9 protein-coding genes are annotated in these 12,333 nt (G+C 71.3%); 2 read left to right on the forward strand and 7 right to left on the reverse strand.

From position 1 onward, the window contains the following. Nucleotides 1-195 precede the first annotated feature (195 nt). The gene (locus tag JX005_RS02040; protein ID WP_214465727.1) at nt 196-2,157 is read left to right on the forward strand and encodes a BglG family transcription antiterminator; all 1,962 of its coding nucleotides are present in this window, start codon (nt 196-198) and stop codon (nt 2,155-2,157) included. A gap of 114 nt (nt 2,158-2,271) precedes the next feature. Here JX005_RS02040 and JX005_RS02045 read toward each other — a convergent pair whose 3' ends face one another. The 5 genes from JX005_RS02045 to JX005_RS02065 form a co-directional block, all read right to left on the reverse strand. Then, nucleotides 2,272-3,360: a type IV toxin-antitoxin system AbiEi family antitoxin domain-containing protein gene (locus tag JX005_RS02045; protein ID WP_214465728.1), complete on the reverse strand. Its 1,089-nt coding sequence runs from the start codon at nt 3,358-3,360 to the stop codon at nt 2,272-2,274. An 82-nt stretch (nt 3,361-3,442) separates the two neighbouring features. Then, nucleotides 3,443-4,027, reverse strand: coding sequence for a GNAT family N-acetyltransferase (locus JX005_RS02050; protein WP_214465729.1), 585 nt, complete (start codon nt 4,025-4,027; stop codon nt 3,443-3,445). 36 nt (nt 4,028-4,063) lie between these two features. Beyond that, nucleotides 4,064-5,440 carry an MFS transporter gene (locus JX005_RS02055; RefSeq protein WP_214465730.1) on the reverse strand — a complete coding sequence of 459 codons (1,377 nt, stop codon included), beginning with the start codon at nt 5,438-5,440 and terminating at the stop codon, nt 4,064-4,066. Between the two features lie 125 nt (nt 5,441-5,565). Continuing rightward, nucleotides 5,566-7,269, reverse strand: coding sequence for a phospho-sugar mutase (locus tag JX005_RS02060; protein ID WP_307858486.1), 1,704 nt, complete (start codon nt 7,267-7,269; stop codon nt 5,566-5,568). Between the two features lie 56 nt (nt 7,270-7,325). Further along, nucleotides 7,326-8,159, reverse strand: a complete 834-nt coding sequence (locus JX005_RS02065) for a purine-nucleoside phosphorylase (RefSeq protein ID WP_214465732.1) — start codon at nt 8,157-8,159, stop codon at nt 7,326-7,328. Nucleotides 8,160-8,254: 95 nt separating this feature from the next. Between JX005_RS02065 and JX005_RS02070 the strand changes: the two genes are divergently transcribed. Next, nucleotides 8,255-9,703 carry an NAD(P)H-quinone dehydrogenase gene (locus tag JX005_RS02070; protein WP_372447307.1) on the forward strand — a complete coding sequence of 483 codons (1,449 nt, stop codon included), beginning with the start codon at nt 8,255-8,257 and terminating at the stop codon, nt 9,701-9,703. 62 nt (nt 9,704-9,765) lie between these two features. Here JX005_RS02070 and JX005_RS02075 read toward each other — a convergent pair whose 3' ends face one another. Next, nucleotides 9,766-11,532, reverse strand: coding sequence for an acetyl/propionyl/methylcrotonyl-CoA carboxylase subunit alpha (locus JX005_RS02075; protein ID WP_214465734.1), 1,767 nt, complete (start codon nt 11,530-11,532; stop codon nt 9,766-9,768). 90 nt (nt 11,533-11,622) lie between these two features. Then, a complete protein-coding gene (locus JX005_RS02080; protein ID WP_214465735.1) occupies nt 11,623-12,315 on the reverse strand; it encodes a Maf family protein in 693 nt (230 codons plus the stop codon). Nucleotides 12,316-12,333 lie beyond the last annotated feature (18 nt).

The raw sequence follows: 12,333 nt of genomic DNA on the forward strand, positions 1-12,333 counted from the left end.
ACCCGCCTCCATACGGCCATTCTTGTGAGTTCCCTGAGAGCGGACAACCAGGGCTTCTTCCGGTGGGGCGGAAACCGGCGGCCGGATCGAGGGCACGATCCGGTCCCGTCCGCGCCGCGCGTGGTTGACTGGCACCACCCGGCCGCCGAGGCGGAACCGGGCGGCTGAGGCCCCGCCATCGAGGGAAGGACCGCCGTGACGCGAGCGCGACAGGACAGGCTGCTCGGCCTGCTGCTGCGCGACGGCGACTGGGCGACGGCCGCCACGCTGGCCGATGCGCTGGGGGTCACGCCCCGCAGCATCCGCTCGTACGTCACCGCGGTGAATGCGCGTGTCGCCCCCGGTTCGGCGATCGAGTCAGGACCGCTCGGCTATCGCCCCGGACCCGAGGCGGCTGCTGCGCAGCGAACGACGGGGACGGATGCCGGAACCCCGCGCGATCGCCTGCACACGCTCGTGCGCGCCCTCCTCGACGACCCCGACGGCGTCGATACGTTCGAGTTCGCCGACCGGCTGCACGTCAGCCCGGCGACGCTCGACGCCGACCTCGCGCGCGTGCGCGGGCTGCTCGGCGGCACCGAGCTGACCCTCGAGCGCTCGGCGTCGCGCGCGCGTCTGCGCGGCACCGAGATGGCGCAGCGGCGCCTGCTCAGCAGACTGGCCCACGACGAGATGGATGCCGGATCCTTCGACATCGTGGCCCTCCGCCGCACGCTGGGCGAGGACTCCGTCGGAGCGGCCGCCTTCGGCCCGTTCAAGGCCGACCTCGTCGCCGAGCTCGGCGCGCTCGGCTACTTCGTCAACGAGTTCGGCATCGCCGACGTCGTGATGCACATCGCGATCGCGGCCGACCGGGTGTCGCAGGAGCGCGCCCTCGAGGGGACCGCGGCCGGCGGCAGCCCGACGCAGCAGGAGGTCGCGGCGCTGCTCGGCAGGCTCGCGGAGAAGCACCTCGGCGTCGAGCTCGGCACGGGCGACCTCCAGCACCTGGCGACGCTCGTCCTCACGCGCGTGGTGGCTCCGGGCGCCGAAGCTCCGGCCGACCACGCCCGGTCCCGCCTCGACCCCGAGGTCGAGGCGGCGGTGCGCGACGTCGTCGGCACGGCATCGGCCGAGTTCCTCGTGGACATCGCCTACGAGGACTTCATCCTGCGGCTCGCGCTCCACGTGCAGAATCTGCAGCACCGGGCGCGGGAGCAGGCATGGTCTCGCAATCCGCTCACCCGTTCGCTCAAGTCGACGTACCCGATGATCTTCGAGGTCGCCGTGTTCATCGCCAGCCGCCTGCAGGAGCGGCTCGGCATTCCGCTCCCCGACGACGAGATCGCGTACATCGCGATGCACGTCGGCGGCCGCCTCGAACGCAGCCGCCGCGCCGATCAGCTGCTCACGGCGACGATCGTGTGCCCCGGCTACTACGACCTGCACGAGCTGCTGCGGTCGAGCGTCGACCGCTCGCTCGGCCAGGCGATCGAGGTCGTCGGGGTCGAGACGCGGGTCGATCCCGACTGGGCGTCGATCGACACCGACCTCGTGCTCACGACGATCGACCCGGCCGTGCCGGGGGAGCGGATCGTCAAGATCCAGCCGTTCCTCACCGACGCCGACATCGAGCGCGTTCAGGCGGCCGCAGGCCGGATCCGCCGCAGTCGGCGCCTCGCGCGGCTCCGCACCGAGCTCGAGCGGTACTTCGCACCCACGGCCTTCGTTCCGGGGCTGGACGCCGTGGGAACGACGGCGTCGCGCGGACCGGAGCCGGCGTTCGCGGGCGAGGAGGCGGTCATCCGTCGCCTCGGCGACACCCTCATCGCGCAGGGCGTCATCGACGAGGACTACGTCGAGCGCACCATCGAGCGCGAGCGCATGTCGTCGACGGCGTTCACCGACGCGCTCGCCGTGCCCCACGCGCTCGGGATGACAGCGACCCGCACCTCGATCGCCATCGGCATCGCCGACCCGTCGATCCCGTGGGGCGAGGGGCGCGTGCAGGTCGTGGCGCTGGTGGCGTTCTCCGAGACCGACCGCGAGGCGTTCCAGACGGTGTTCGAGCAGTTCGTCGAGGTCTTCTCCGAGCGCGACAGCGTTCAGCGGATCGTCCGGCGGTCCTCCGACTTCGGCGGGTTCCTCGACGAGCTGGTCGCCGTCATCGACGGCTGACCGCGGCCGCGGCATCCGCTCGTCGTTCGTTCGTCCGGGTGCGGGGCGCGTTCTGTCCGTTGGGGCGCAGATTCGGCGCCCCAACGGACGATCTGCGCCCGAGACCCGCTGCGCTCACGCCGGCGGGTCGATCCCGAAAGCCGTGAGGCGTCGCCCGAGCCCCTCGGCGTCGGCGATATGCGGCCAGCCCCACCGGACGAGCCGACGCTGGGTCGTGCCACGTATCCAGTCCTCACGCTGCTTCTCGTCGTCGACGACCTGTGACGCGGTTCTTCCGTCGGTCAATCGTCCGTCTACGTACTTCATTGCGCCATCGAACTCTCCGAAAGCCTGTGCTTCCTCGATCCCGAAGTCGACGTAGAAGTTTCGACCGCCGGGACCCGGGACCCGCACTTGAAGCCGGATCTCTCGGAAGCCCAGTTCATGGAGACGGACGCGGCTGAGGCTCTCCCCGGGGAGCTGTGCGCGGCCGTCGGCGAAACGCAGTGTGCGCTGTGCGCGGGTCTGCCCATGCGCCGAACGCTGCGCGATGGTGAGTGCTGCCGCTCTGAACCTCTCCGCGGCCGCGAGGTCGTACGAGGCAGCGCCGGTGAACGCGACCCGTCGGAGGGCCGCGTCGGCGATCGTCACCGATGCCTCGAATGATTGCGTTCGCGCGCAGTCGGCGGCGGTGCGTTCGAGGCCGGTGCACAGCATCCCGTCGATTTCCTCGAGTTCGTCGGCCGGGACGTCACCGCGATGGCGAATCACGCCCGTCGCTCTTCCCGGCCGGCCGATCGGGGCGATGACATGCACTCTGCTCCGGTCGGGCTTGTAGAGCGGCAGCCCCTGGAGTGCGGCCGCGGTCTCGTGCGAGAACAGCGGGGGCGTCGTGGAGATCAGCGCCAGCGCTCGGGCGCGGGCGATGACTTGCTGACCGGGAGTCGAAGCCTTCCACTTCGAGCCCGAGGCATAGACGCCAGGCCGCAGGCGCACTAGCGCGCCGGAAGCGAGTTCAGCGCGGATACGCCGCGGCGTCATCCCGCGCTCGTCCAGGTCGCTGCTTCGGAGGAGAGCGAGATTACCCACACTCGGAGTTTCCGCCCACGGCGCCGCGGACAGCCACGGCGCGGATGACCTGTGGAAAACGCGGCTGAGCTGCGGCCGGTGGGGGAGCGGTCCCCGGTCGGGACTCACGCGGGGTTTGGGGCGCATCTCGTTCATTGGGGCGCACATTGCGCGCCCCGACGGCGGCAACGCGCCCCAAACCCGAAGGGTGTGAACATCGGATGCCGGGACTACGGCGTCACGCGCGGCGGAGGCGCTCCTCCAGCCCGAGGCGCACCGCCGGCCACTCGGCGGGCAGGATCGAGAAGACCACGGTGTCGCGGAGCGTCCCGTCGGGGCCGAGGCGGTGGTTGCGCAGCACGCCGTCCTGCTTCGCGCCGAGCCGGGCGATCGCCGCGCGCGACTGGCGGTTGTGCCAGTGCGTGCGGAACTCGACCGCGATCGCCTCGCACGCCTCGAACGCGTGGCCGAGCAGCAGCAGCTTCGACGCGGAGTTGACGAACGTGCGCTGCGCGTCGACCCCGATCCAGGTGTGGCCGATCTCGACGTGCCGGTTGGCCTGGTCGATGTTGCAGAACGTCGTCTCGCCGACCACGCGGCCGGTGTCGAGGCGACGCACGGCCCAAGCCGTCATGTGGCCCTCGTCCTGCCACGCGAGCCGGCGTGCCACGTCGGCTGCGACGTCGTCGCCCTGCGGGACGGAGGTGTACCAGGCGTGCTCGAGTCCGACCGCTGCCTCGGCGAGGTCGGCGACGTGATCGAGGCTGAGCGGCTCGAGTCGGACGTAGGCGTTCTCGAGCGTGGTCGGCTGCGTGAGGAGCATCCTCCGAGCCTAGGACGCGGGGCGGGATGCCGCGGCTCACGGCTCCTTGCTGTGCATCGCCTCTTCGACCGTCGCCGCTGCGACCGTGGGGTCGCCGCCGGCGACCTGCGACGCCGTGCGCGCCGCCGTGATCGCCCGCTGTCCGGCCGGGAGCCAGACCGCGAGCCCGATCACGACGAACGTGAGGATGCCCGCCGCCACGAGCAGGACCTCGATCGGCATGACGTCGGCGAGCGGCCCGAACACGACCATGCCCAGCGGCATGGCCACGGCCATGACGATGCCGACGAAACCGAACACGCGCCCCTGGCGCTCGGGCTCCACGGTCTCCTGCAGCAGCGTCATCGACGGTGTCGAGAAGAACGGCACGGCGAGGCCGACGAGGAACATGAAGCCGAAGAAGATCCACACGTTCGGGGCGAGCCCGAGCCCGATCGACAGCACGCCGAACACCAGCGACGAGACGACGATCAGGCCGATCCGGCTGCGCTTGGCGAAGAAGGACGCGACGAGGATGCCGCCGAGCATCATGCCGACGCTGAACGCGATCTCGAGCACCGCGAGGTTCACGACGTCCTGCTCGGTGCCCGCGGGGAACGAGCGCACGAGCATGAGGGGCGTGAGGTTCGACGGTGCCACCGTGAGCACGAAGATGATGGCGAACACGATGAGCAGCCACCGCACGAAGGCGTGGTGCACGATGTAGCGCACGCCGTCGGCGAGGTCGGCGAAGTAGCCCGTCTGCACGTCGGACGCCCGCCGCACGGTGCCCACCGGGATGAACGCGAGGATGCCGATGCCGATCACCGCGGTGACGACGTCGATGAAGAAGATGGGGACGAGCGAGGCGGCCGTTCCGCCGGTCGCGGCCGACGACCACGCGTAGATCGCGCCGGCGGCCGCGGGCGCCAGCAGGGCCATCCCGGACTGGATGGATCCGTTGATGCCGTTCACCCGGATGAGGTTGCGCGTCGGCGTGATCTGCGGGATGAGCGCGGCCACAGCCGGCATCTGGATGCCCGCGCCGGCCGACCGCACCGCCATGACCGCGAACAGGAGCCAGACCGCGTCGAAGCCGGTCATCATGATCAGCGCGAGCGCCAGGGTCGACAGGGCGATCGCCGCATCCGCGCCCATGATCAGGTACTTGCGGTTGTGACGGTCGGCCCATACACCGCCGAAGATCGACACGACCGCCTGCGGCAGGAACCCGAACAGCGCCGCGAGCATCATGTAGACGCCCGAGCGGTACTCGATGGTGAGGTACCAGAACACCGCGTACTGCACGAGCATCGAGCCCAGCAGGCTGATCGTCTGGCCGCTCAGGAAGAGGACGACCTTGCGGAGCCAGTGAGGGGGATCGGATGCCTCGGCCGTGGCATCCGCTTCGTGCTCGTCCTGCGCGCCGGCCATCGTCTGCTCCTCGTCTCGACGCGAATCCCCCGGTACATCGTGCGCCCGCTCCGCAGGAGAGCGCAATCACGATATATCGCGAACGGACTCTAGCACGGGGCTCGGACACGAGCCCTCGAGATGGGTCAGGCGCCGAGGTCGTCCAGCAGTCGCTTCGCCCCGGCCGTCAGCCCGGCGATCCGCTCGGCGGCATCGGCCGGCGAGTCTCCGCGCACATCGAGGTACAGCTTGAGCTTGGGCTCGGTCCCGCTCGGGCGCACGATCACGCGCGATCCGTCGACGAGCCACAGCCGCAGCACGTCGCCCGGCGGGAAGTCGTCGACCCCCTCGAGCAGGTCGTCCACTCGCTCGACGGCGACGTCGCCGATCGCGGCCGGATGCTGCGCCCGCAGCCCCGCCATGATGCGCGCGATGGTCGACACGTCGTCGACCCGCACCGAGACCTGGTCGCTGGCGAAGGCGCCGAACGTGTCGTCGAACTCGGCGAGGAGATCGGCCAGCGAGGCCCCGCGGCCGCGGGCCTCCGACACCATCCCGAGCATCGCCACGGCCGCCGAGATGCCGTCCTTGTCGCGCACGGTCTCGGGATTGACGAGATATCCGAGGGCCTCCTCGAATCCGTAGACCATCCCGGGGGCCCGCGAGATCCACTTGAACCCGGTCAGGGTCGCGTGGAAGTCGAGGCCGTAGTGCCGGGCGACCACCTCGAGCCCGGGCGACGACACCAGCGAGCACGCCAGCGACGCGCCGTCGGCCGTCCCGGTCTCTGCCGCGAGCCGCGCGGCGCGCCACCCCAGCAGGAGGCCGATCTGATTGCCCGTGAGCCGGCGCCACCCGCCGTCGGACGACGGGTCGGGAAGGGCGACGGCGAGCCGGTCGGCGTCGGGATCGTTCGCGATCACGAGCTCGGCGCCCACCTCGCGGGCGCGCTCGAAGGCGAGGTCCATCGCCCCGGGCTCCTCGGGGTTCGGGAACGCCACCGTGGGGAAGGCGCCGTCGGGCTCGAGCTGGGCCGTCACCGGCTCGGGCGCGGGATAGCCGGCAGCGTCGAGGATGCGCGCGAAGGTCTCCCATCCGACGCCGTGCATCGCGGTGTAGACCCAGGCGAGGCCCGCGGCTCCTTCGGGTGCGGGCGCGACGGCCGCGGTCGCGGCGACGTAGTCCTCGACGATCGATTCGGGGGCGATCTCGTAGCCCAGCGAGCGCGGCAGCGTCGAGATGTCGCCCTGCTCGGCCACGCGCTCGATGTGCTCGGCGATCTCGGCGTCGGCGGGCGCGACGATCTGGGATCCGTCGTCGGCGCCGCCGAGGTACACCTTGTAGCCGTTGTCGTCGGGCGGGTTGTGGCTGGCAGTGACCATCACCCCGGCGGCGGCGCCCAGGTGCCGCACCGCGTAGGCCAGCACGGGCGTGGGGAGCAGGCGGGGCAGCAGGATCGCTCGCAGGCCCGCTCCGGCGAAGATCTCTGCGGAGTCCTGGGCGAACACGTGCGAGTTGCGGCGTCCGTCGTAGCCGACGACGACCACGGGGGCCGCATCGCCCGCAGACTTCTCGCGGACGTATGCCGCCAGGCCCGCGGCCGCCTGCGCCACGAGCACGCGGTTCATGCGGTTGCTGCCGGCGCCGAGCTCGCCCCGCAGACCCGCGGTGCCGAACGCGAGGCGTGTCGCGAAGCGGTCCTCCAGGTCGGCGGAGGCCGCCTGGTCGCCCGATTCGGCGGCGGCGATGAGCGCGCGCAGCTCGGCGCGCGTCTCGCCGTCGGGGTCCTGCGCGAGCCACGTGCGGGCACGATCGAGGACGGATGCCTCGTCGGCCGCGCCGGCCGGCACGGTCGGCGGTGCGGGCTCCTGCCGGTCGGGCGCGGCCGCCGGGACCTCGGCGTCGCTCACAGCGCGCCGACCACTCGCGCGAGGAGCGACGAGATCACGGGCTCGGCGTCGCGGCCGGCCTCGATGACCTCCTGGTGGCTGAGCGGAGTGGTCTGGATGCCGGCGGCCATGTTCGTGATGAGTGAGAAGCCCAGGATCTCGAGGCCCGCCTGCCGGGCGGCGATCGCCTCGAGCGCGGTGGACATGCCGACGATGTGGCCGCCGATGGTCTTCGCCATCCGCACCTCGGCCGGCGTCTCGTACTGCGGCCCGCGGAACTGGCAATACACGCCCTCGTCGAGCGAGGGATCGATCGTGCGTGCGAGGTCGCGGAGCCGGATCGAGTAGAGATCGGTGAGATCGATGAAGGTGGCACCTTCGAGCGGCGAGTCGCCGGACAGGTTGATGTGGTCGCTGATCAGCACCGGCTGACCGGGCGACCAGGTGTGCTTGATCCCGCCGGCTCCGTTGGTGAGCACCATCGTGCGCGCACCGGTCGCGGCGACGGTGCGCACGCTGTGCACCACGCGGCGCACGCCGTGCCCCTCGTAATAGTGCGTGCGGGCGCCGATGACCAGCACGCGGCGGCCCTTCGGCGTGAGGATGCTGCGGAGGGTGCCGACATGACCCTCCAGCGCCGGGCTGGAGAATCCGGTCACCTCGGTCGCGGGGATGGTCACGGTGGTCTCGCCGATGAGGTCCGCCGCCTTGCCCCAGCCGCTGCCGAGGGTGAGGGCGATGTCGTGGCGCTCGACGCCCGTGAGGCGGGCGATGTCGGCCGCTGCGGCCGCAGCGATCTCGAACGGGTCGGCCGAGGGGTCGTCGAGGGGATTGCCGATGGTGTCAGACATGCCCACCACTCTAGGAACCTGCGGCGGTGAGAGCCAGCAGCGCGGACGGGAGCGGATGTCGTGGCGAGGGCACCCGGCAGGGGAGAATGGACGTCATGTCCTTGAGCTTCGAGCGCACTCAGAGCGTCGCCATCATCGGCGGCGGCCCCGGCGGCTACGAAGCGGCGCTGGCCGCCGCCCAGCTCGGAGCCGAGGTGACCGTGGTCGAACGGGCCGGCATCGGCGGCTCGGCGGTCATCACCGACGTCGTGCCGTCGAAGACGCTCATCGCCACCGCCGACGCGGCCGTCGCGATCGCCGGAGCGGGCGACCTCGGCGTGCAGGTGTTCGCGAAGGGCGCGGACGGCAAGCCGCTCAAGCCCGAGATCGCCATCAACCTCGCCGCCGTCAACAAGCGGCTCCTGTCGCTCGCGCGGCAGCAGTCCGACGACATGCGCGCCTCACTCGCCGAGGCGGGCGTGCGCATCATCTCCGGCCACGGGCGGCTCGAGGGCGAGAACGCCGTCGTGGTCTCGACAGGACCCGGCGGCACCGACTTCGACCGCATCGAGGCCGACACGCTCCTCGTCTCGACCGGCTCGTCGCCGCGCGAGCTGCCGACCGCGAGGCCCGACGGCCAGCGCATTCTGACGTGGACGCAGCTCTACGACATGAAGGCCATCCCCGAGCACCTCATCGTGGTCGGCTCGGGCGTCACGGGCGCCGAGTTCGCCGGCGCCTACATGAACCTCGGCGCCAAGGTCACGCTCGTGTCGAGCCGCGACCAGGTGCTTCCGGGTGAGGATTCGGATGCCGCAGCCGTGCTCGAGCGCGTGTTCAAGCGCGGCGGCATGACACTGCTGTCGAAGTCGCGAGCCGACAAGGTCGAGAACCTCGGCGAGAGCGTGCTGGTGACCCTCAGCGACGGCCGCACCGTCGAAGGCAGCCACTGCCTCGTCGCGGTCGGATCGATCCCCAACACCGCGGGCATCGGCCTGGAGCAGGCGGGCGTGCAGATGACCGAGTCGGGCAACATCCAGGTGAACCGGGTCGCGCGCACGTCGGTGCCGAACATCTACGCCGCCGGTGACTGCACGACCTTCGTGCCGCTCGCCTCCGTCGCATCTATGCAGGGCCGCACCGCGATCTTCCACGCGCTCGGCGACGTGGTGATACCGCTCGAACGCCGCCGCATCACCTCGAACATCTTCACCGCGCCCGAGATCGCGACGATCGGCTGGCAGGAGAAGGACATCGCCGACGGCCTCATCGACGCCGTCGTGCACAAGCTGCCGCTGGCCGCCAACCCACGCGCCAAGATGATGGGAATCAGGGACGGCTTCGTGAAGCTCATCGCCCGCGCGGGAAGCGGCACCGTGGTCGGGGGTGTGATCGTCGGGCCGCGCGCGTCCGAGCTGATCTACCCGATCGCCATCGCCGTCGAGCGCCGCCTCACGGTCGACCAGGTGTCCCGCGTCTTCGCGGTGTACCCGTCCCTGTCGGGCAGCATCACCGACGCCGCCCGCGCGATGCACGTCGTCGACCACAAGGTCTACGGCGGCTGAATCCGAGAGAGCGGATGCCGCGGCATCCGCTCTCCTCTCCGGATCGGCGTCCGCGCGACCCGTCAGGAGATGGTGAGCAGCTGGTGCCCTGCGGCGACGGTGGTGCCGGCGTCGGCGTTGATCGCGCCGACCGTGCCGTCCTTGTGCGCCTGGATCGGCTGCTCCATCTTCATGGCCTCGAGCACCACGACGAGGTCGCCCTTGACGACCTGCTGGCCGTCCTCGACGGCGACCTTGACGATCGTCGCCTGCATGGGCGCCTTGACGCCGTCTCCGGATGCCCCGGCCACGACGGTCGGCGCGTGCGAGCGGCGCGACGGCGGCACGGCGGCGGGTCGGCCGGCGACGCCCGGGGCCGCGACCACGCGGTCGGGCAGGCTCACTTCGAGTCGCTTCCCGGCGACCTCGACGACGACGGTGTGGCGGTGCTCGCTGGGCTTGGGCGCCTCGAGCTCACCGTCCCACGCGGGGATGTCGTTGACGAACTCGGTCTCGATCCAGCGCGTGAAGACGCCGAAGCGGCCGTCCTCGGCCGTGAAGGCGGGGTCGCGCACGACCTTGCGATGGAAAGGCAGCACGGTCGGCATGCCCGCCACCTCGAACTCGTCGAGCGCGCGGCGTGAGCGCTCGAGCGCCGCAGCGCGGTCGCGTCCGGTGACGATGATCTTCGCGAGGAGCGAGTCGAACGCGCCCGAGACGGTGTCGCCGGCGGTGACGCCGGAGTCGAGGCGGATGCCCGGACCCCCGAAGGTCTTGAAGACGTGGATCGGGCCGGGCTGCGGGAGGAATCCGCGGCCGGGGTCTTCGCCGTTGATGCGGAACTCGATCGAGTGGCCCTCGGGCGTCGGGTCGTCGTACCCGAGCTCCTCGCCCTCGGCGAGGCGGAACTGCTCGCGCACGAGGTCGATGCCGGTGACCTCCTCCGACACGGGGTGCTCCACCTGCAGGCGGGTGTTCACCTCGAGGAAGGAGATGGTGCCGTCGGCCCCGATGAGGAACTCGCACGTGCCCGCGCCGACGTAGCCGACCTCCTTGAGGATGGCCTTCGACGACGCGTAGAGGGTCGTGTTCTGCTCGTCGGTGAGGAAGGGCGCGGGCGCCTCTTCGACGAGCTTCTGGTGCCGGCGCTGCAGGGAGCAGTCGCGCGTCGAGATGACCACGACGTTGCCCGCGGCATCCGCGAGGCACTGCGTCTCGACGTGACGCGGCTTGTCGAGATACTTCTCGACGAAGCACTCGCCGCGACCGAAGGCCGTGATCGCCTCGCGCGTCGCGGACTCGAACAGCTCGGGCACCTCGTCCATCGTGCGGGCGACCTTGAGGCCGCGGCCGCCGCCGCCGTACGCCGCCTTGATGGCGATAGGCAGGCCGACCTGCTCGGCGAACGCGACGACCTCGTCGGCGCCGGCCACGGGGCCGGGGGTGCCGGGAGCCAGCGGCGCGCCGACCTTCTCGGCCACGGCGCGGGCGGTGACCTTGTCGCCGAGCGACTCGATGGCCTCGGGGCTCGGGCCGATCCAGATCAGGCCGGCGCCGATGACGGCGCGGGCGAACTCGGCGTTCTCGGCGAGGAAGCCGTAGCCGGGGTGCACGGCGTCGGCGCCGGAGCGGCGGGCGACGGACAGGATCTTCTCGATCGACAGGTACGTCTCGGCGCCGGTCGTCCCGTCGAGGGCGTAGGCCTCGTCGGCGAGGCGGGCGTGCAGGGCGTCGCGGTCCTGCTCGGCGTAGACGGCCACCGAGGCCTTTCCGGCGTCACGGGCGGCGCGGATGACGCGGACGGCGATCTCGCCGCGGTTGGCAACGAGAACCTTGGCGATCTGGGGCATGCGTGCCAGCCTACCCACGGCCCGTGGCCGGGATTTGACTGGTTCGCACAAGAACCGGGTGGAAACATGGGACTCGTCCCACAACCGCTCTCAGCCCTCGGAGTGCTCGCCGAGGTCGGTGTGCTCGAGCGACGGGTCGGTCGTCGACCACAGCCGCGGCCAGTCGACGCCGAGTTCGCGCACGAGCCGCCGCAGGGTCGACACCGACATGCCGACCACCGTGGAGGGGTCGCCTTCGACGCGGGTGATGAACGCGCCGCCGAGGCTGTCGACCGTGAAGGCGCCGGCGACGTGGAGCGGCTCGCCCGATGCGACGTACGCCTCGATCTCGGCATCCGTCACGTCATCCGCGAAGGTGACGGATGCCTCGGCCACCGCGTGCACCTCGTGCGCAGCCTCGCCGGGGGCGACGCGCACCACGGCGTGACCGGAGTGGAGCGCACCGGTGCGCCCGCGCATGGCGTGCCACCGGGCGACGGCGTTCTCGGCGGTGAGCGGCTTGCCGAGCACCTCGCCGTCCAGCTCGAACATGGAATCGCCGCCGATGACGATTCCGTCGAAGCCGGGGATGTCGTCTACCAGACGCGCGGCGACGTCGGCCGCCTTGCGACGCGCGAGCAGCAGGACGTGCTCGTCGGGTGCCAGGACGCGCCCCTCGGACGCCTCGACCGCGGCGACGACCGCCTCCTCGTCGACCTCGGGCGCGACCGTGAGCGGACGGATGCCGAACTGCTGCAGGAGCATCAGGCGGGCGGGCGAGGTCGAGGCGAGGCACACGCGCATGGGTCCACCGTAGGCTCT

It is taken from the genome of Microbacterium flavescens (assembly GCF_018588945.1).
GTDB lineage: Bacteria > Actinomycetota > Actinomycetes > Actinomycetales > Microbacteriaceae > Microbacterium > Microbacterium flavescens.

Excerpts from the sequence above, each read along its gene's own strand:
- JX005_RS02075 (WP_214465734.1), bottom strand. The coding sequence starts at position 11,532 with ATGCCCCAGATCGCCAAGGTTCTCGTTGCCAACCGCGGCGAGATCGCC.
- JX005_RS02055 (WP_214465730.1), bottom strand. The coding sequence starts at position 5,440 with ATGGCCGGCGCGCAGGACGAGCACGAAGCGGATGCCACGGCCGAGGCA.
- JX005_RS02050 (WP_214465729.1), bottom strand. The coding sequence starts at position 4,027 with ATGCTCCTCACGCAGCCGACCACGCTCGAGAACGCCTACGTCCGACTC.
- JX005_RS02080 (WP_214465735.1), bottom strand. The coding sequence starts at position 12,315 with ATGCGCGTGTGCCTCGCCTCGACCTCGCCCGCCCGCCTGATGCTCCTG.
- JX005_RS02065 (WP_214465732.1), bottom strand. The coding sequence starts at position 8,159 with ATGTCTGACACCATCGGCAATCCCCTCGACGACCCCTCGGCCGACCCG.
- JX005_RS02070 (WP_372447307.1), top strand. The coding sequence starts at position 8,255 with ATGTCCTTGAGCTTCGAGCGCACTCAGAGCGTCGCCATCATCGGCGGC.
- JX005_RS02045 (WP_214465728.1), bottom strand. The coding sequence starts at position 3,360 with ATGAACGAGATGCGCCCCAAACCCCGCGTGAGTCCCGACCGGGGACCG.